Origin of the sequence: Nocardia sp. NPDC059236 (assembly GCF_042754085.1) — a bacterium.
Taxonomy (GTDB): domain Bacteria; phylum Actinomycetota; class Actinomycetes; order Mycobacteriales; family Mycobacteriaceae; genus Nocardia.
On sequence record NZ_JBHZAF010000023.1, the window covers coordinates 25,633 to 45,001 of the forward strand.

At 70.4% G+C, this 19,369-nt stretch carries 17 protein-coding genes; 12 read left to right on the forward strand and 5 right to left on the reverse strand.

The window, feature by feature from the left end:
- The first annotated feature begins 69 nt into the window (after nucleotides 1-69).
- Nucleotides 70-855 carry a hypothetical protein gene (locus ACFXIV_RS39600; RefSeq protein WP_379401639.1) on the forward strand — a complete coding sequence of 262 codons (786 nt, stop codon included), beginning with the start codon at nucleotides 70-72 and terminating at the stop codon, nucleotides 853-855.
- A gap of 9 nt (nucleotides 856-864) precedes the next feature.
- Here the strand turns inward: ACFXIV_RS39600 and ACFXIV_RS39605 are convergent, their stop codons facing one another.
- The 5 genes from ACFXIV_RS39605 to ACFXIV_RS39625 form a co-directional block, all read right to left on the reverse strand.
- Nucleotides 865-2,031: a glycosyltransferase gene (locus tag ACFXIV_RS39605; RefSeq protein ID WP_379401640.1), complete on the reverse strand. Its 1,167-nt coding sequence runs from the start codon at nucleotides 2,029-2,031 to the stop codon at nucleotides 865-867.
- The gene (locus tag ACFXIV_RS39610) at nucleotides 2,028-2,711 is read right to left on the reverse strand and encodes an LppM family (lipo)protein (protein WP_379401729.1); all 684 of its coding nucleotides are present in this window, start codon (nucleotides 2,709-2,711) and stop codon (nucleotides 2,028-2,030) included. The genes ACFXIV_RS39605 and ACFXIV_RS39610 overlap by 4 nt, the downstream gene beginning before the upstream one ends.
- Nucleotides 2,712-2,819: 108 nt before the next feature.
- Nucleotides 2,820-3,761, reverse strand: coding sequence for a carotenoid biosynthesis protein (locus ACFXIV_RS39615; RefSeq protein WP_379401641.1), 942 nt, complete (start codon nucleotides 3,759-3,761; stop codon nucleotides 2,820-2,822).
- Complete coding sequence (locus ACFXIV_RS39620; RefSeq protein ID WP_379401642.1) at nucleotides 3,758-5,374, reverse strand: phytoene desaturase family protein; 1,617 nt, start codon at nucleotides 5,372-5,374, stop codon at nucleotides 3,758-3,760. Before ACFXIV_RS39620 ends, ACFXIV_RS39615 begins: the two co-directional genes overlap by 4 nt.
- Nucleotides 5,371-5,982: a GNAT family N-acetyltransferase gene (locus ACFXIV_RS39625; RefSeq protein WP_379401643.1), complete on the reverse strand. Its 612-nt coding sequence runs from the start codon at nucleotides 5,980-5,982 to the stop codon at nucleotides 5,371-5,373. The genes ACFXIV_RS39620 and ACFXIV_RS39625 overlap by 4 nt, the downstream gene beginning before the upstream one ends.
- A gap of 209 nt (nucleotides 5,983-6,191) precedes the next feature.
- On the opposite strand from ACFXIV_RS39625, the gene ACFXIV_RS39630 reads away from it, so the two are divergent.
- From ACFXIV_RS39630 to ftsW, 11 genes are all read left to right on the forward strand, one after another.
- The gene (locus ACFXIV_RS39630) at nucleotides 6,192-6,632 is read left to right on the forward strand and encodes an SAV_6107 family HEPN domain-containing protein (protein WP_379401644.1); all 441 of its coding nucleotides are present in this window, start codon (nucleotides 6,192-6,194) and stop codon (nucleotides 6,630-6,632) included.
- 125 nt (nucleotides 6,633-6,757) lie between these two features.
- The gene (locus ACFXIV_RS39635) at nucleotides 6,758-7,183 is read left to right on the forward strand and encodes a DUF3040 domain-containing protein (protein WP_379401646.1); all 426 of its coding nucleotides are present in this window, start codon (nucleotides 6,758-6,760) and stop codon (nucleotides 7,181-7,183) included.
- Nucleotides 7,184-7,640: 457 nt separating this feature from the next.
- Nucleotides 7,641-8,072, forward strand: coding sequence for a division/cell wall cluster transcriptional repressor MraZ (gene mraZ, locus ACFXIV_RS39640; RefSeq protein ID WP_213560465.1), 432 nt, complete (start codon nucleotides 7,641-7,643; stop codon nucleotides 8,070-8,072).
- Between the two features lie 184 nt (nucleotides 8,073-8,256).
- On the forward strand, nucleotides 8,257-9,237 hold the full coding sequence (rsmH, locus tag ACFXIV_RS39645; RefSeq protein ID WP_379401730.1) for a 16S rRNA (cytosine(1402)-N(4))-methyltransferase RsmH: 981 nt from the start codon (nucleotides 8,257-8,259) through the stop codon (nucleotides 9,235-9,237).
- A 55-nt stretch (nucleotides 9,238-9,292) separates the two neighbouring features.
- The gene (locus ACFXIV_RS39650; protein WP_379401647.1) at nucleotides 9,293-9,961 is read left to right on the forward strand and encodes a hypothetical protein; all 669 of its coding nucleotides are present in this window, start codon (nucleotides 9,293-9,295) and stop codon (nucleotides 9,959-9,961) included.
- Between the two features lie 34 nt (nucleotides 9,962-9,995).
- Nucleotides 9,996-11,951: a peptidoglycan D,D-transpeptidase FtsI family protein gene (locus tag ACFXIV_RS39655; RefSeq protein WP_379401648.1), complete on the forward strand. Its 1,956-nt coding sequence runs from the start codon at nucleotides 9,996-9,998 to the stop codon at nucleotides 11,949-11,951.
- A 240-nt stretch (nucleotides 11,952-12,191) separates the two neighbouring features.
- The gene (locus ACFXIV_RS39660; protein ID WP_379401649.1) at nucleotides 12,192-13,808 is read left to right on the forward strand and encodes a UDP-N-acetylmuramoyl-L-alanyl-D-glutamate--2,6-diaminopimelate ligase; all 1,617 of its coding nucleotides are present in this window, start codon (nucleotides 12,192-12,194) and stop codon (nucleotides 13,806-13,808) included.
- Nucleotides 13,805-15,289, forward strand: coding sequence for a UDP-N-acetylmuramoyl-tripeptide--D-alanyl-D-alanine ligase (murF, locus tag ACFXIV_RS39665; RefSeq protein WP_379401650.1), 1,485 nt, complete (start codon nucleotides 13,805-13,807; stop codon nucleotides 15,287-15,289). Before ACFXIV_RS39660 ends, murF begins: the two co-directional genes overlap by 4 nt.
- A complete protein-coding gene (gene mraY, locus ACFXIV_RS39670; protein ID WP_354843024.1) occupies nucleotides 15,286-16,362 on the forward strand; it encodes a phospho-N-acetylmuramoyl-pentapeptide-transferase in 1,077 nt (358 codons plus the stop codon). The genes murF and mraY overlap by 4 nt, the downstream gene beginning before the upstream one ends.
- Nucleotides 16,363-16,411: 49 nt before the next feature.
- Nucleotides 16,412-17,854 (forward strand): UDP-N-acetylmuramoyl-L-alanine--D-glutamate ligase, encoded by a 1,443-nt coding sequence (gene murD / locus ACFXIV_RS39675; protein WP_379401731.1) that lies wholly within the window; start codon nucleotides 16,412-16,414, stop codon nucleotides 17,852-17,854.
- Nucleotides 17,851-19,344: a putative lipid II flippase FtsW gene (gene ftsW / locus ACFXIV_RS39680; protein WP_379401651.1), complete on the forward strand. Its 1,494-nt coding sequence runs from the start codon at nucleotides 17,851-17,853 to the stop codon at nucleotides 19,342-19,344. The genes murD and ftsW overlap by 4 nt, the downstream gene beginning before the upstream one ends.
- The last annotated feature ends 25 nt before the right edge of the window (nucleotides 19,345-19,369 follow it).

Below are 19,369 nucleotides of genomic sequence, written 5' to 3' on the forward strand. Positions count from 1 at the left end.
AAATGCCCGGTATGCGCTGGTCAGCGGAGTAGCGTCGCCCTCGAATCGTGACCTCGAGGGGAGCTACCCATGTCCGTGTTCCACAGTCTCGTCCGTGTCGCAGGCGCCGTCGGCGCCTGCGCCGTCCTGACTGCCGCCGGTCCGGCAACCCTGGCCGGCCCAGCCGCCGCGGCCCCCGCCGATTCGCCTGCGGCGGCCGTGGCCCAGGAGGCGGCGGCCGCTCTGGCAGCCATCACCGCCGCGGGCAAGACCGCCGGGTCCGATCCATCGGCCAGATCCACTACCGCCGGCCCATCCGACTGGCTCTCCGCCTACGATCAAGCCGTCGACGGCTTGAAGGCCCTGGGCATCCAGCCCTTCCTCTACCCGACCGCCGCCCCCTTCTGCCTCGGCGGCACCACCCTCGGCATCGCCCCCGGCGTGGCGGGCGCCATCCCCGGCCCGTGGCCCAAGTACACGGTTTCCATTCCCGGCCTTGATCTTTCGGCCGTCAAGGCGGGTCAGACCATGTTCGCCTTCGTCCCCTACGGCATCAGCCCCGACGGCGCCGACACCTCCGGCATGCAGGTCGCCTGGTTCAACCTGTCCACCGGCCGCGGCGGCCTCGTCCCCATGGGCCCGCTGAGCCAGGTCCTCAACGCCATGATCCCGCCCCAGGTCCCCGCCGAACTCCGTCCCATGGTCGAACAGGCCGTCCACGACTACTTCACCGCCGCCCTCCCCGTCGGCGGCGTCCGCGCGGTCCCCGTCACCACCGGCTCCGGCACCGTTCTCGCCGCCGTCTTCGGCACCGTCCGCAACGGCACCTCCACCTGCTTCTTCCTCCCGACCGTCGGCATGACCCCCGTCCCCTGACCGGCACGGTCAGCGAGTGCCGAGTGAGCGGTCCTTCCACCGCAGCCCGCCCGCCCGGTACGCGCGATGGGAGCGAAGCGACAGCGTCAGGTAGGCCGCGACCGACAGCGGGTGTGCCAGCGCGGCAGCGAGATCCGCGCCGCCCGCGGTGCCCCCGCTCTCGGTCGAGCGGGCCAGCAGCCGGGCGGTAACCGCTGCGCCGTAACCCAGCAGTCCCATCCGGCGCAGCCGTCCCCGCCCGCAGATCGCTGCCAGTGGCGGGGCCCAGAACGCCAGGGCCGCAATCGAACCGACCGCGAGGCTGCCGGCCGGTCCGCCGTAGGCGGACCACAGCCAGCGGGTGTATCCCTCGATGAGTTCGGTGGTGTTGCGGTACATCCGGGTTTCGGCGAGGGGACCGGCCGTGACCAGGGCGGTGTGGCGTCCGGTGCGGCGGAGGCGGCGGGCGATCGCCAGGTCTTCGGTCTTGCTGTCGGCCACGGCCGCGTGACCGCCGAGGGCGGCGTAGGCCGCGGCGTCGAAGACAAGGAACTGGCCGCAGGCTACGGCCATCGAGGGGCGCAGCGTGCGGTTGGCCAGGGCGATGGGCAAGGTCGAGGCCCAGGACCAGCACAGGAGTGGCTGGACCAGGCGCTCCACGGGCGATTCGGCGCGCTGCCGGGGCCACGGGCACAGCGGGTCGGCCCGGGCCGAACGCAATTCGCGCACGGCTGCCGCCAGCGCGGCGGGCGCGAGCCGGATGTCGGCGTCGAGGAAGATCAGCGCGCCGGCGGGGGATCCGGGTGCGGGCGGCTCGAGGGCGAGGTCGGCCAGGCGGGCACAGGCGGCGGTCTTGCCGGTCCATCCGGGGGCGGGGTCGATGTCGTTGCGGGAGAGCAGGAATCGGTTGTCGTCGCCGATGGCGGTGCGGGCGGCGGCGGTGGTGCCGTCGGTGGAGCCGTCGTCGAGGATGAGGATCCGGAGCCGTGGAATGCCCTGCTGGGCGCGCAGATCGGCAATGAGGGCGGGGAGGCGGACGGCCTCGTTGCGGGCGGGGACGCAGACGGTGACCGGTTCGGTGACGGCCCGGCCGGTCGGCCGGAGGCGGCGGGTGCCGAGGCGGTTCGCCAGGGCGGTGGCGGCGCCGAGGGCGGCGACGGCGCTACCGGCCGCCACCGCCCTGGCGGCGAGGGTCATCGAGTCTTGGTGCGATCGGGGCGCAGCCAGCGGGCCGCGCGGACGTAGGCCGGCGGGTCGGGGTTGCGGGTCATGAAGGCGAGGACCGCGACCACGGCCGCCACCGCGAGGGTGATGCCGCCGACGATGCCCGCCCAGCCGGCGAAGGAGCGCGTATTCGGGTCCGCGTAGCCGACTTCCGCGCGCAGCGTGCTGACATCGCCGGCGGGGAGCTTCCAGGACACCACGGAGTCGCCCTCGCGGGTGCCGTTGGTGGTGGCGACGCGGGCCGGGAAGGCCACGGTCAGCTGCACGTCGGAACCCTGGGGCGGCAGGCTCTTCAGGTCCACCCGGCCGGTCAGGGTGACCAGGTCGCCGGTGCGGCTGAAGACCAGGTTGAACATGCCGGAGGTCTGGTCCGACATGCCGCCCAGCTGCTGCACCTCACCGAAGGTGAGGTCGTCGAAATACACCTGGCTGCCGACGTATCCGTCCTGTGCGTAGGAATCCACCCGCACCTTGCCCTGCAACCCGTCGGGCGCCTTCAGCTGCGGCCCCTTGTCCTTGTCGTTCTGGGGCACGGCCGCCGCGACGATGCGGCCCGACACCCGGTCATTGGAGGACACACCCATCGACACCTGCACCCGCAGGCATCCGGTCAGCATGACGGTGAGCCCCGCGAACAGGACCACGGCCAGCATCCGCACCCACCAGCGCGGTCGCCGCGCTCCCGATGCGCTGGGATCCGACGGTGTCATGGATTCGGGTGTTTCCTCTGCTGTCGACATGTTGGGACTCGGCTGCACGGGTCACATCGTGCCATGCGCCCCGGGCCACAGGGTGATTCGACGGGCGCTCAGCATCCGAACCAGCGGAATCCCCAGCAGACCGAGCCCGCAGAACCCGTAGCCGGCCGAGATCGGCAGCCCCAGGAACACCCCGTGCGCCAGCGTCGAGCCCAGCCAGGTCCACAGGAACACCGCCACCGGAACCATCCGCGCCGCGCCGGTATCCGGAGCGGTCCGATCCCACCACTCCAGCAGTCCCGCCATCACCAGCGCCACCGCGAACCAGCCGAGATAGTTGGTGACCGGAATCTGGCCCAGACCCGGCAAACCCGCAACCGTCGAGCGCCACGTCCACTGCCCATCCGCGACCATCTGCGGATCCAGGAACAGATCCCACCCGACGGCCCCGAGCGCCGTCAGCGAAATCCGCCCGGCTGCACCATGACCCAGCATCCCGGCCACCACCCACACCGGATACAGCCCACCGGTCCAGGCCAGCGGCACGATCAGCGGCACCCCGAGCAGCTCGGGCCCCAGCCGCCCGCTCACATAGTCGTAGCTACCGAACGGAAACCCCGTCGCGATCCCCAGCACCTCCGCACCGAACCCGATCCAGAACACGATCGCCAGCAAACCTGCAGCCCACCGCGCCCCGCGGGTTACCCCGGCATGCGCCAGAGCGGTCCCCAGCGAGAGCAATACGACCACCACGGTCACCCCATCCCGCCCGACCCCGTGCGCCAGCGGGTACGTGATCTGCACCAGCACCAGCAACACCGCCGGCGTCGCCGCGATCGCCACGGCCCGGCCGCGGAATCCGGTCTCCGCTCGTCCCGCGCCGATCGGTGTCGGACGTCCGGGGCGCCGAGGCGATGGCTCCTGCGCCGGCCACCGCGGCCACGCCGGTTTGGGCGCGGCCGCAGTGGGATTCGTGGTGGGCTCGGGTAGGCCCGGGGAGGTCATCGGCGCAGCGGAAACAGACGGCGTGGTCGCAGGTCGTGTTCGACCAGGCGGGCCGCGCTGCGTCCGCTCGCACCGGAGACGCCGCCGCCGGGATGCGTGGACGCGCCTGTCAGGTACAGCCCCGGCGCCCCCGGAACCCGCTGCCCCGAGAGCTCGGGCAGCGGCCGCCACATGAACATCTGGTCGATGGACATCTCGACGTGCATGACATTGCCGCCCAGCAGGCCCATCTCGCGTTCCAGGTCGGCGGGCGTCTGGACGAAGCGCTGCGTCACCGTCCCGGCGAATCCCGGTGCGTGCGCGTCGACTTCGGCGATGATGCGGTCGGCCTCGCGGTCGGCGTGCGCGGACCAGGCGGTGCCGTCGGCCAGGTCATAGGGATGCCACTGCGACCACAGCGTGACCTGATGTTCGCCCGCGGGCGCGATGCTCGGATCCAGGGCGCTGAAACTCATGGCCAGCACGACCGGTCGCGGCGGCAGATCCCCGGCCAGCGCGGCGCCGTGCGCGCGGCGCAGCTCGCGGCGATCGGTGACGAGAAGCTGTAGGCCGTGGGCCGATTCGGCGGTCTCCGCGCCCGGATACCGGGGCAGGTCGCTGAGCGCGGCCCGCACCACCATGCCGATGCCCGGCCCCACCCGAATGCGCCGCCGCCAGCCGGCGAGCACCCCGGCGTCGAATCCGCCCTGCTCCAGCAGGTTCAGCGTGGTGAGGATGTGGGTGCCCGCGATCACGGTGTCCGCCTGCACGTTTCGGCCGTCCGCGGTGCGTACCTCCCAGGTGTCCCCGGCCCGGGCGATGGCGGTGACCGCGTCCCCGGCGCTCACGATGCCGCCATCGGATTCCAGCCGCGCCACCAGCGCCGCGGTCAGCGCCCCGCTGCCGCCGACCGCGCGGCCCGGCGGCAGCGTGTGCATGAGCGCCGCGAATCCCACCATGGGCGCGGACCCGGGTTCGGACATGGGTGGCCCGGACTGCGCGCCGAACCAGGCCAGCGCGGCCTTGAGCCGTTCACTGTCGAAGAGGCTGTCCAGCAGCGCGTCTCCGGTCTGCATCATCTCCCGCGACAGGGCCCCGGCACTGGTGCGGCCGGTCGCCCCGGCGGCCTCGCGAGGGTCCATGCCCCAGAACGCCTTCAGCAGGTTCCCGCCGGTCGGCGTCGCCGAGAACGCCCGCATCACCCGGGCGCTGCGCGGCCCCCACACGGTCACGAACCGCCGATACGCCTCGGCATCTCGTTCCCCGCACGCCGCCGCGATGGACGCGCAGGTCCGGTCCACATCGCGATGGAACACGATCGGCGGCTGCCCGCTCCCGGGCGGTGCGGGCGCGAAAGCCCATGGGTCGCAGTCGATGTACCGCAGCCCGAACCGGGCCAGCTCCAGTTCCTCGATGATCCCGGTGTGCCGGATCATGATGTGCGCCGACGAGCCCCGATCGACCAGGTGACCCGGGAACCGCTCCACCGTCGACACCGCCCCGCCCAGCACGGTGTCGCGCTCGAGCACCTCGACCCGATGCCCGGCCCGCGCCAGATAGCAGGCCGCGACCAGCGCATTGTGCCCGGAACCGACGATGACGACGCGGCGGGCGCCGAGGTCGCCGCGGCTCACAGGGGCAGCCGCCGGCCGAGCACCGCGAATCGCCGGGTGTCGCCGGAGAAGATGAAGTGCCGCACCACATCTCCGAACCCATGCCGCCGATACAGCCGCCAGGCCCGGTTGGATTCGCGATCCACCTCGGGCGTGGACAGCAGCACGGTCGGCTCGGGCCGGTTCTGCAGCAGCCGGGTGAGCAGGATCTCGCCGAGCCCGCGGCCCTGCGCCGCCGGGTGCACGTGCAGCTCGGTGAGCTCGAAGTAGTCCGAAAGCAGTTCTCGCGCGGCGTGTTCGGGCCATCCGGTGCGCCGCATGCCGCTGTACACCTGCTGGTGCCACCACTGGTGCGGCGCGCCGTGATACCCGTAGGCGATGGCCACGATGGGCGCGGTGCGCAGGTCGAGCCGTCCGTCGTCGTCGGGCAGCACCGCCGCCACGGCCTGCCAGCCGGGCCGGGTGGTGTGCTCGGTCCACATCGGCGCGCGCTGGTGTTCGGTGCCGCGCGGGTAGTCCATCGCCGCCACGTAGACCGAGAGGGCGTCGTGCAGCCGGTGCCGCAGGGTCGCGGCCGACAGGTCGACCACCACGGGCGCGGGCGTCGGTTTGGGGGTGACTGCGGTCATCGGCTGGACGCAACTCTCGTTGGCGCGGACGGATGTGGTCGACAGTAGCGCCACGTGGCGGCGTCAACTTGTCGGTGGGTCTCTCTATATTCAAACCCACGAGAAACCTTCGAATATCTGTTCGATCTTTCCAGCGGGCGAAATGCCTGATCGGGACCGGATGTCCTCCTGGAAGGTGAATCAGGTGTACGAGTGGGGAGGTACCCGAAATGAGCGGGAAAACTGAACGACCGAGCCATCCCGGCCGCGCCGGCGATCTACTGCGCAAGGCGGACGGTCTATTGCTGGCAGCCCAGGGGGAAACCGACCCGGCGGAGCGCTTCCGTACGGCCTACCTCGCCGCCCTCCGCGGTGCGGGCGCCGTGCTGGCCCTCACGGGGGCAGACCGCGCGCCCCGCGCGCGTTCTCGCAACGCCTGGGTCCTGATGCAGCGCGCGGCACCGGAATTCGTGATGTGGGCCGACTACTTCACCGGTCAATCCGAGACCAGGGCGGCCCTGGAGGCCGGGTTGCCGCGGCCCATCGATGATCGCCGCGCGGACGAGTTCGCTTCGCGGGTAAACGCATTCCTACACGACGTGGCGGACCTGCTGGCCGCCGCGGCCCGGCTGCGGCCCAGTTCAGGGTGGGTAACCGGAATGCTGGCGTGAGTATCGGCGAGTAGGTGGTCGCGGTCTGATCGAACTCGTATTATTGGTGGCAGACAGCCGCCAAGGTCGGCTATCCGTCGTCTACCCGGAGACGACAGCCACCACCTAGTGCCGGGGGAGGTACCGTGCCACTCTCCGAGCACGAGCAGCGCATGCTCGAACAGATCGAGAGCGCGCTCTATGCTGAGGATCCGAAGTTCGCCTCGACTGTTCGGGGTGGACGGTTACGTTCTGCCACTGGTCGACGCAGACTTCAGGCGGCCGCCCTGTTCGTCCTCGGTCTGTTCCTATTGGTGGCCGGTATTGCCGCACCGTTCAAGCCGGGCGGCTTCCCGATCATCAGTCTGGTCGGATTCATCGTCATGTTCAGCGCGGGTGTGCTGTTGCTGATCGGTGGCCCTCGGATGGGCGCGCCGAGCAGTCGCGGCGCCGACGCGCATCCCAGCGCGGGTGGCGCTCCCGGCGCCGGCCGCGGGAAGCCCCGTAAGCAGGGCGGGTTCTCCGCGCGGATGGAGGACCGGTTCCGCAAGAGGTTCGAACAGGACAGTTGACCGGGCTGCCGTGCCGCCGAAGGCTTTCGGCGTCGCGCGGCAGCGGATGATCGGCTAACTGAAGATTCAGCGACACGCCGTGGCGCCACACCGATTTGGGGTGTGGCGTCACGGCGTTTCTCGTTGGTGCCGATTCGGCGTGTCGGGAGCGGTCCAGGATTCCCCACACCTCCCCACGGAGCCTCCCCGCCGCGCCCCACGAATGCCGGAAATGCACGCTATCTGCGGGTTTGCTGGCGGTTGTCGGATGCTCGCCGGCGCGCGTCGCGCGTGTCGGGGGAACTGCACGAAATCTTCCCCACCTCGGTGATAGCTGGTGTGACCTGCGAAGTTCGCCAAGCGGGGACCGAGATCACCGACGCTTTCGATTGAAAGTGGGGGAAAGTGGGGTAATGTGGAGCCCGCACTACAGGAGGCCGAACAGTCGAGAGGGTGATCCGGCAGGAGGTGTCGAGGCTTGTTTCTCGGGACCTATACCCCTCGGTTGGACGACAAAGGGCGACTGACGTTGCCTGCGAAGTTCCGGGACGAGCTGGCGGGAGGGTTGATGGTCACGAAGGGACAGGACCACAGCCTTGCCGTGTATCCCAAGGACGAGTTCACCGCGCTGGCGCGGAGAGCCGCGGCGGCATCCCGGTCCAATCCGCAGGCCCGCGCATTCGTCCGGGCCTTGGCGGCTTCCAGTGATGAGCAGCGTCCGGATGCACAGGGCCGGATCATGCTGTCGGCCGAGCATCGCCGCTACGCCAATCTGTCCAAGGATTGCGTGGTGATCGGCTCGGTCGACTTCCTCGAAATATGGGACAAGACGGCGTGGGATTCCTACCTCGCCGAACACGAGGAGGATTACTCGCAGGCCAGAGACGAGTCGCTGGGCGAGATCTTCTAGCCCGCAGCGAGGCGAGTGCCCTGCGGCCTCTGCCCGACACCGACCCTGACGTACTTCCCCAACGCCAGGTGCGGTGCTTCGGTCAGAGACCACGGGGCATTCGCCCAATTCGAAGGTCCTTTTCGCTAGCGACCCCAGGTGGCCGTGCGAATGAAACGTGAGGCAGGAATTCCGGGAGGTCGAGGTGCACCGAGGCAGTGACGGCCCCCGCCATGTTCCGGTTCTCCTCCATCGCGCCGATGAAATCCTCGGTCCCGCACTGCATTCCGAGGGCGCGGTCTACCTGGACTGCACGCTGGGGCTCGGCGGTCATGCCGAGTACTTCCTGCAGACGTATCCGAACATCCGCCTGGTCGGGCTGGATCGCGACACCGCGGCGCTGAAGCTGGCGGGCGAGCGACTAGCCCCGTTCCGGGACCGGATCACCCTGGTGCACACCAGGTATGACGGCATCGCGCCCGCGCTCGAGCAGGCCGGGCTACCCGACAAGGGTTCGGTCAGCGCGATCCTGATGGACCTGGGTGTGTCCTCCATGCAGCTGGACGAGGCCGATCGCGGCTTCGCCTACTCCATCGACGCACCGCTGGACATGCGGATGGACTCCAGCACCGGCCCCACGGCCGCCGACGTGCTCAACACCTACAGCCACGGTGAGCTGGCCCGGGTGCTGAAAACCTATGGCGAGGAACGGTTCGCGGGCAAGATCGCCGCCGAGATCGTGCGGCGTCGTCAGCGCACCCCGTTCACCACCAGCGCGCAGCTGGTGGAGCTGCTCTACGACGCCATCCCGGCCGCGGCCCGGCGCACGGGCGGGCATCCGGCCAAGCGCACTTTCCAGGCATTGCGGGTGGAGGTCAACCGCGAACTGGAGTCCCTGGAGGCCGCGATGCCCGCGGCACTGGACGCGCTGGCCCCGGGCGGCCGCATCGTGGTCATGAGCTACCAGTCCCTGGAGGACCGGGTGGTGAAGGCGGCGCTGGCCAAGCGGTCGGTGTCGCGCACCCCCCTGGACCTGCCGGTCGAATTGCCGGGTATGGGACCGGAATTCAGGATTCTGACCCGCGGCGCGGAGAAGGCCACCGAGCAGGAGATCGAGGACAACCCGCGGGCCGCTCCGGTGCGCATGCGGGCGGCCGAACGGATCGTAGGGGAGGAGCAATCGTGAGGTTCCGGGGTGGAACGGCGCGTCGAGCGGGCATCCGCTGGATCGGAGCCGCACTATGACGATCAGGACGCAGGCGACGGGCCGGGGGGCCCGCCGGGTGCAGGCCGCCGAACGAGTGAAATCGGGTGCGGCGCAACGGGCCTACGCGCGCCGGCGCAATCGGGAGGGCGGGGCCGACCTGCCGGGTATGCGCCGCGGTCGGCGCAGCGATCCGATGCCGCGCGGCCGTATGTCCTTCGTGGCCACCATCATCGCGCTGCTGGGCTGCGGCCTGGCGCTGACGCTGCTGCTCACCACCCGCGCCACCGAGGACAGCTATCAGCTCGGCGATCAGCGCCGCGCCAACCAGAAGCTGTCCGACGAGCGGGACGCGCTGCAGCGTGAGGTGGCCTCCGCCGATTCGGCTCCCGAATTGGCCAAGCGCGCAGCCGAACTGGGCATGATTCCGGCCAAGGATCCGGCCCGGCTGGTGATCGGCCCGGACGGTCAGGTCACGGTGGTCGGCAACCCGCAGCCCGCTGAGGGCGCGCCCGCGCCGCCGCTCAACACGACGCCGTCGGCCGCCGCGCAGCCGCCGAAGCTGCAGCAGGCCCAGGGCGAGCGGGTGGTCCCGGTGACCACGACGCCCGCCCCGCCGACCACCACCGCCGCGAATCCCGTTCCGGCGGCGCCGGTCGCGACTCCGCAGAACCCGCAGGTGCAGGCGAACGGAGCGCCCCGATGAGCCGCACCGCAGCGCCGGCGAACGGGGCTGGTCGATGAGCCCTACCCGCGCGGGGCGCGGGCGCGATTCCGGCCGGGGCCGGTCCGATTCCGGTCGAGGGCGGGTCGCCGCCGGCCGGAGCCGGTCGGGTTCGGGCCGTGCCGGTTCGGGGCCGGGCCGGCAGTCCAGACCGCGGCCCGCTCCGGGATTGGACTCGAGCGCGCGCTTCCGGTTCGGGGTGGGCCGGCTGGTGATGCTGGTGGCGCTCGCGGTGGCGGCCATCCAATTGCTGTGGGTGCAGAGTATTTCCGCGCCGAAGCTGTCGGCGGAGGCGGCCAGCCAGCGCACCGTGAAGGTGGCCGATCCGGCCAACCGGGGGCCGATCACGGATCGGTACGGGAAGTCGCTGGCATTCACCATCGCGGCGAAGGAGCTGAGCTTTCAGCCGGTGCGGGTGCGCAAGGATTTGGCGGACGCGCACGACAAGACGCCCAAGACCGCGCCGGATCCGGACGATCGGCTGGCGGCCATCGCCAAATACATTCACGAGAAGCTGGGCAATGACGCGCCCGAGAAGGACATCCTGGCCAAGCTGAAGAGCGACGAGCCGTTCGTGTACCTCGCGCGGAATGTGGATCCCCGGGTCGCCTCGGACATCACTCTGCAGTTCCCCGAGGTCGGGATGGATCGGCAGGATATGCGCGAGTACCCGGGTGGATCCCTGGCCGCCAATGTGATCGGCGCGACCGGCTGGGACGGGCACGGCCAGATCGGCCTGGAGTCCTCGATGGACGCGCTGCTGGCCGGCTCCGACGGCTCGGAGACCTACGACCGCGGCTCCGACGGCGCGGTGATCCCGGGTTCGTGGCGTGATCGCCAGCCCGCGGTGAACGGCTACGGCCTCGAGCTCACCCTGGATTCGGATCTGCAGTACTACGTGCAGCAGCAGGTGCAGCAGGCCAAGGACCTCTCGGGCGCGAGCGCGGCCTCGGCGGTGGTGCTGGACGTGCACACCGGCCAGGTGCTGGCGATGGCCAATGACAACACCTTCAATCCCGCCATGGGACCGCAGTATTGGTCCACCACCGATCTGGGCAATCCGTCGGTGCAGGAGGTGTTCGAGCCGGGCTCGGTGAACAAGATCGTCACCGCGGCCGCGGCCATCGAGTACGGCCTCACCACTCCCGATGAGGTGCACCAGGTTCCGGGCAGCATCTTCATGGGCGGTGTCACCGTGCACGACGCCTGGGAGCACGGCGTGGCCCCGTACACCACCACCGGCATCTTCGGTAAGTCCTCGAACGTGGGCACCCTCATGCTGGCGCAGCGCGTCGGCGAGGACCGCTATTTCGACATGCTCAAGAAGTTCGGCCTGGGCCAGCGCACCGGTGTCGGACTGCCGGGTGAGAGCGCGGGCGTGGTGCCCGCCCGGGACCAGTGGTCCGGCTCCACCTTCGCCAACCTGCCCATCGGCCAGGGCCTTTCGATGACGACCCTGCAGATGACCGCCATGTACCAGGCCATCGCCAATGATGGCGTGCGGATGCCGCCGCGCATCGTGAAGGCCAAGATCGCCCCGGACGGCACCCGCACCGAGGAGGAGCCGCCGGAGGGCGTCAGGGTGGTCACCCCGCAGACCGCGCAGACGCTGCGCCAGATGTTCCAGGCCATCGTGCAGAAGGATCCGCGCGGTATCCAGAGCGGCACCGGCAGCCCGGCCGCCGTGGAGGGCTATCAGATCGCGGGGAAGACCGGCACGGCCCAGCAGATCGACCCGAAGTGCCACTGCTACTCCAGCGACCGCTACTGGATCACCTTCGCGGGCATGGCCCCCGCCGACAATCCCCGCTATGTGATCGGCATGATGCTGGATGCGCCGGTGCGCAGCTCCGACGGCAGTGGCGGCGGTTCGGCCGCGCCCCTGTTCCACAGCATCGCCTCGTGGCTGTTGCAGCGCGACCGCATCCCGCCGTCGCCGCCTGCCAAACAGCTGATTCTGCAGGCGAGTTAGAGCAGGGAGCGGATGGTTGTGACGCCCACCGCCGCGTGGTGCGTGCACCGGCGGGTGACCGAACTCCGCCGTGCCGATCGCGCGGCGATCGAACACAGGTAACCTGACACGTCGATCCGGTCATCCGGACCGATTCATGCATATGACCGCCCCTTGGAGAGGAGCTTCGTGCCCGCGCAGTCGGTTCCGTACAGCGGTGATCGAGCAGAGCCGCCGAGCGGAAGAACGGCGGAGCCGCAGGTGCTTCGGCCCGCCGCGCCGCCGGCGACTACCCTGCGCGCGGTGGCGGAGCTGACGGGCGCGCGGCCCGCGGAATTCGCAGCATCTCTCGAGGACATCCAGGTCACCGGCATCGAGCAGCGCTCGAACGCGGTGCTGCCGGGTGACCTGTTCGCCGGTCTGGCCGGAGCCCACGCGCACGGCGCGCGTTTCGCCCACGACGCGGTCGAGCGTGGCGCGGTCGCGGTGTTCACCGATCCGGCGGGCGCGGAACTGATCGGCGAGATCGCCGTCCCGGTGCTCGTGCATGATGCGCCGCGCGCGGTGCTCGGCGAGTTGTCCTCGGCCCTTTACGGTGATCCGTCTCGCAAACTCCGCATCGTCGGTATCACCGGTACGTCCGGCAAGACGACCACGTCGTATCTGGTGGAGGCCGGGCTCGCCGCGGCCGGGCTGAGCACCGCCCTCATCGGCACCATCGAGACCCGCATCGGCGGCGTCCGGGTGCCCTCGGCGCTCACCACGCCCGAGGCTCCGCAGCTGCACGCCATGTTCGCGCTCATGGTCGAGCGGGGTGTGGACGCGGTGGTCATGGAGGTCTCCAGTCATGCCCTGGCGCTGGGCCGGGTGGACGGGGTGAGCTTCGCGGTCGGCGCGTTCACCAACCTGTCCCAGGACCACCTCGACTTCCACTCCGATTTCGAGGACTATTTCGCCGCCAAGCGCCGCCTGTTCATTCCGGACGGGCCGGACTCGGCCGCCGCGGCGCGCCCGTCGGTGGCCGCGCGCACGGCCGTGATCTGCGTCGACGACATGTGGGGCCGGCGCCTGGCAGACGACGTATCCGACTGCCTCGCAGCGGGATCCGGTGATACCACCGGCCGCCTCCGCACTGTGGCCATCCGGCCGGGGGTGCCCGCGGACTGGACCGCCGGCGCGGCCACCGCCGGGCTCGGCGGCACCCAGGAGTTCACCGCTTCGGGGCCGGGTGTCAATGTGGATGTGCGGCTGCGGCTTCCGGGTGCGTACAACATCGCCAATGGAATCCTGGCCGTCGCGGTGTGCGCGGCAGCCGGGGTCGAGGCGGAGACTGCCGCTGCGGCGCTCGGCACGGTCGATGTGCCGGGCCGTATGCAGCGGGTGGATAAGGGTCAGGAGTTTCTGGCCGTGGTCGATTACGCGCACAAGCCCGCCGCGATCGAATCGGTCGTGGCGACCCTGCGCACGTGGTTGTCCGAACAGGGGGAGGGCCGTCTGGCCGTAGTGGTGGGCGCGGGCGGTGATCGCGATGCCGGCAAGCGGCCCCTGATGGGTGCGGCGGCGGCGCGCGGCAGTGACCTGGCCATCATTACCGACGACAATCCGCGCAGCGAGGACCCGGCCGCCATCCGCGCCGCGGTGCTCGCCGGTGCCGAAGAGGTACCGGTCGCGGAACGCGGTGAGGTCCGGGAGGTTGGGGACCGGGCGGCCGCGATCAGGACCGCCGTCGACTGGGCGCAGCCCGGCGACGTGGTGCTGGTCGCGGGCAAGGGACATGAGACAGGGCAGGAGATTTCAGGCGTGAAGCATCCGTTCGACGACCGCGAGGTACTCGCGGCCGCCCTGTCGGAAAAGACGAGGAACCTGACGCTTTCATGATCGAGATGACTTTGCGGGAGATCGCGGAGGTCGTCGGCGGCACGCTGCACGACGCCCCCGATCCCGAGGCGAAGGTCACCGGCTCGGCCGAATTCGATTCGCGCCGTATCGGTTCCGGTGACCTGTTCCTGGCGCTGCCCGGTGAGCGCGCCGACGGCCACGACTTCGCGGCGCAGGCCGTCGCGCAGGGCGCGGTCGCGGTGCTGGCCGCCCGGCCCGTCGGGGTGCCCGCCATCGTGGTGGCACCCCGTCCCGGGAACACACGCGCCATCGCGCTGGCCCACGACATCGACGGCTCCGGCGCGGCGGTGCTGGACGCGCTGGCCGCCCTGGCCCGCGTCAGTGTGGACCGGCTGGTCCGGGCCGGGAACCTGACGGTGGTCGGGGTGACCGGTTCCTCGGGCAAGACCTCCACCAAGGATCTGCTGGCGGCGGTGCTCGCCCCGCTGGGACCCGTTGTGGCCCCGCCCGGTTCGTTCAACAACGAGCTCGGCCACCCGTGGACCGCGCTGCGCGCCGACGCCGGCACCCGCTTCCTGGTGCTCGAGCTGTCCGCCCGCGGACCCGGGCACATCAAGGCCCTCACCGAGATCGCCCCGCCGAGCGTGGGTGTGGTGCTCAATGTCGGCACCGCGCACCTGGGCGAGTTCGGCAGCCGCGAGGTCATCGCGCAGACCAAAGGCGAACTCGTCGAGGCGCTTCCGGCCTCCGGCCTGGCCGTCCTGAACGCCGACGACCACCTGGTCGCCAAGATGGCCGAACGGACCGCCGCCCGCGTGGTGACCGTCGGCCACGCCGCGCAGGCCGATGTCCGCGCCTCCGACGTGGTGCTCGACGATCGGGCCCGCGCCCGATTCACCTTGCACGCCAACGGCGAATCGATCGAGATCCAGCTGGCCGTGCACGGTGAGCACCAGGTCGGCAATGCGCTGTCCGCGGCGGCCGTCGCCCTGGACCAGGGCGCGGACCTCGCGACCGTCGCGCGGGCGCTGTCCGGCGCGACCCCCGTCTCGGCCCGCCGCATGGACGTGCGCACCCGCGCCGACGGCGTCACCGTGGTCAACGACTCCTACAACGCCAACCCGGATTCGGTGCGCGCCGCCCTCAAGGCGCTGGTCACCATGTCCAAGGCCGGGACCGAGCCGCGCCCCAGCTGGGCGGTGCTCGGCGAAATGGGTGAACTGGGCGAGGAATCCGTCCTCGAACACGACCGGATCGGCCGCCTGGTGGTGCGGCTGGACGTGGACCGCCTGATCGTGGTCGGCCAGGGCCGTCCGGTGCGCGCCCTGTTCCAGGGCGCGGTGCAGGAGGGCTCCTGGGGTGAGGAGGCCATCCACGTGCCCGATATCGCGTCCGCCATCGCCCTGCTCGACGAGGAATTGGAGCCGGGTGCGGTGGTGCTGGTGAAGGCCTCGAAGTCGGTCGGCCTGTGGACGGTCGCCGAACACCTGATCGGTGCGGAGCAGGAGGCCGCGCGATGACCCAGATTCTGCTGTCGGCGGCCATCGCGCTGACCGTCTCCATCCTGCTGACCCCCGTGGTGATCCGCTACTTCGCCAAACAGGGCTTCGGACAGGAGATCCGGGTCGACGGCCCGGAGAGCCACAAGGCCAAGCGCGGCACCCCCACCATGGGCGGCGTCGCCATCATGATCGGCATGTGGGCCGGCTACCTCGGCTCGCACCTGATCTCCATGACCTACGGCGAGCCGGGTCCCTCGGCCTCGGGCCTGCTGGTCATGGGACTGGCCACCGCGCTGGGCTTCGTCGGCTTCACCGATGACCTGATCAAGCTGCGCAAGCAGCGCAACCTGGGCCTGACCGCGGCCGGCAAGTACATCGGCCAGCTCACCGCAGCCGTCGTCTTCGGCGTCCTGGCCCTGCAGTTCAAGAACATTCACGGCCTGACCCCCGGCGACAAGCGCCTGTCCTACACGCGCGACATCAATACGCTGTCGATGAGCGTGGTGGTCTTCCTGGCATTCGTCTGCCTGCTGGTGGTGGCCTGGTCCAACGCGGTGAACCTGACCGACGGCCTGGACGGCCTGGCCGCCGGCTCGATGAGCCTGGTGCTGGGCGCGTACATGATCATCACCTTCTGGCAGTGGCGTAACTCCTGCTCCGCACACGCGGTCGCGGGCTGCTACCAGGTTCGGGATCCGCTCGATCTGGCCCTGGTCTGCGCCGCGGGCGGCGCGGCCTGTATCGGCTTCCTCTGGTGGAATGCCGCGCCCGCCAAGATCTTCATGGGCGACACCGGCTCGCTGATGCTGGGCGGTCTGCTCGCGGGCCTGTCCATCACCACCCGCACCGAGCTGCTGATGGTCGTCATCGGCGCGCTGTTCGTGGCCGAGGCCGCGTCGGTGGTGCTGCAGGTGGCGGTCTTCCGCGCCACGCGCAATCGCCTGTTCAAGATGGCACCGTTCCATCACCACTTCGAGCTGAGCGGGTGGGCCGAGACCTCGGTCATCATCCGGTTCTGGTTGCTGGCCGGTATGGCCTCGGCGATCGGACTGGGCCTGTTCTACAGCGAATACCTCTCTGCGGCAGGGTGAGTGAGCAATGTCCGAACATTCTCCGAGGGTCCTGCGATCGCCGGGGCCCATGCTCGAATTCCTGCGTGGCCGTGATGTGCTGGTGGCCGGTTGGGGCGTCTCCGGACGCTCGCTGATCGAGCCGCTGCAGGACATCGGCGCGCGCCCGGTGGTCACCGACAGCGGCGAGAAGGCGCTCACCGAGGCCGCCGAACTGGGCCTGGGCACCGCCACCAGTGCCGACCTGCTCAAACCCGATGCGCTGCAACGCTTCGCGCTGGTGATCACCAGCCCGGGCTGGCGGCCGGACTCCCCGGTGCTGGTCTCGGCCGTCACCGAGGGCATCCCGGTGTGGGGCGATGTCGAGTTCGCCTGGTGGGTCGATCAGGCCCGGATCTACGGCCCGGTCCGCAAGTGGCTGGTGGTGACCGGCACCAACGGCAAGACCACCACCACCCAGATGACGCACTCCATCCTGCGCGCCGCCGGGATTCCCTCGGTGGCCTGCGGCAATATCGGACTGCCCATCCTGGACGCGCTGCGCCGCACCCCGGGCCCGCAGATCCTGGCGGTGGAACTGTCCTCGTTCCAGCTGCACTGGGCGCCGTCGGTGCGACCGGAGGCCGGCGTGGTGCTGAACGTGGCCGAGGATCACCTGGATTGGCACGGCGGCCTGGACGCCTACGCCGCCGCCAAGGCGCGCGCGCTGACCGGACGGGTCGGCGTGGTCGGCCTGGACGACGCCGTCGCCGCCGCGCTGGCGCGAAAGTCCAAGGCGCGCCGCACCGTCGGCTTCCGCATCGGCGTCCCCGCCGACGGCGAGCTGGGCGTGGTGGACGGCAAGCTGCTCGACCGCGCCTTCACCAAGGCCGCCATCCTGGCCGAGGTCGGCGACATCAGCCCGCAGGGCCCGGCCGGTGTGGCCGACGCCCTGGCCGCCGCCGCCCTGACCCGATCCATCGACGTGGCACCGCAGTTCGTGAAGGAGGGCCTGCAGGAGCACAAGGTAGGCCCGCACCGGGCGGCCTTCGTGCGGGAGCTGTCCGGCGTGGAATTCGTCGACGACTCCAAGGCCACCAACCCGCACGCCGCGCGCTCCTCGATCCTGGCCCACCCCAGCGTGATCTGGGTGGCCGGCGGTCAGCTCAAGGGCGCCAGCGTGGAGGACCTCATCGAGGAATGCCGCGACCATCTCGTCGCGGCCGTGCTGTTCGGCCAGGACGCGGCGGCGATCGCGGCCGCACTGGCGCGACACGCGCCCGATGTGCCGGTCGTGGAGCTGAATTCGGGGGACGATGCTCGGATGGGTGACCCCTTCACCGAGATCGAGCCCGAAGCGGTGATGGCGCGCGCGGTGCGCGTGGCGGCCGGCTTCGCCCACCGCGGCGATACCGTGCTGCTGGCCCCGGCCGCGGCGTCCCTGGACATGTTCGCCGACTACACGCACCGCGGCCGCAGCTTCGCCGCCGCCGTGCAGGCCCTGGACGAGAAGGACATCGGGAGAACCGAATGACGACGGCGACGCCGCGGCGGGCCGGGAACCAGACCCAGCGACCGAGAATCGGATGGTTCGGGGCCTGGCTGGCCCGCCCGCTGGCGTCGTTCCATCTCGTGGTGGCGATCGCGGTGCTGCTCACCGTGCTCGGCCTGGTCATGGTGCTCTCGGCGTCCAGCGTGGAGTCCTACGCCGACGGCGGCTCGGCCTACAGGCTGTTCATCCAGCAGGCGGTGCTGGCCGTCTTCGGCGCGGTGCTGTTCTATATCGCGCTGCGGGTTCCGATGCGGGTGATGCGCCGGTTGTCGTTCCCGATCTTCGCGCTGTCGGTGGTGCTGCTGGTGCTGGTGCTCATCCCCGGCATCGGCAGCGAGGTGCAGGGTTCGCGACGCTGGTTCGACCTCGGCGTGGTGTCGGTACAGCCGTCGGAGATCGTGAAAGTCACGCTGGTGGTGTGGGGTTCGCACCTGCTGGCCTCCCGGCAGACCGAAAAGGCCGGGTACAAGGACATTCTCATGCCGCTGGTGCCCGCGGGCCTGCTGGTGTGCTTCCTGGTCGTGCTGGAACCCAACCTGTCCACCACCATCGCGCTGGGCATCGTGCTGACCTCCCTGCTGTGGTTCGGCGGGCTGCCGCTGCGCATGTTCGTGACCATCGCGGTCTCGGGCGGTGTCGCGGCGGCGATCCTGGCCCTCTCGGCCGGCTACCGGTCCGACCGCATGCGCGCCTTCTTCAGCCCGGGCGACGACCCGCAGGGCATCGGCTACCAGGCCCGGCAGGCCATGTACTCGCTCGCCGACGGCGGCATCTGGGGTCGCGGGCTGGGTCAGTCCCGGGCCAAGTGGAGCTATCTGCCCAACGCGCACAACGACTTCATCTTCGCCATCATCGGCGAGGAGCTCGGGTTCCTCGGATGTGCGCTGGTGCTGGGGCTTTTCGCACTCTTCGTCTACGCCGGGTTGCGCATCGCGACCCGCTCGGTGGATCCGTTCATCCGGCTGCTCACCGCCTCGGCCACCACCTGGATCACCGGTCAGGCGCTGATCAATGTCGGCTATGTCGTCGGTTTACTGCCGGTGACCGGCCTGCAGCTGCCGCTGGTGTCGGCGGGTGGTTCCTCGCTGGCCATCACGCTGCTCATGTTCGGCATCATCGCCAATGCCGCCCGGCACGAGCCCGAGGCGGTGGCGGCCCTGCACGCGGGCCAGGACGGCCGCTTCAGCCGGCTGCTGCGCCTGCCGAAACCCGAGCTGTACTCGCCCGCGCGGGCGCAGGCCTCCCGGGCCCGCACCAAGGCCAAGGCGAAGGCCAAGGTGAAGTCCGCCCCGCAGCGGCGCGCGCTACCCTCGGGTCGGAGCCGGGGCGGCTCGGAGTCGGCGGCGCGGCGGTCGATAGATTCGGATTCGGCCCGGCGCACCAGCCGCTCCACGGAGTCGTGGCGCAGCACCCGGGCCTGGGAGCCCAACTATCCGATGAAACACGCCAGGGAACGGGGTAATTCGAGGTGACAGTGGAGCGGCCGGACAGCGATGT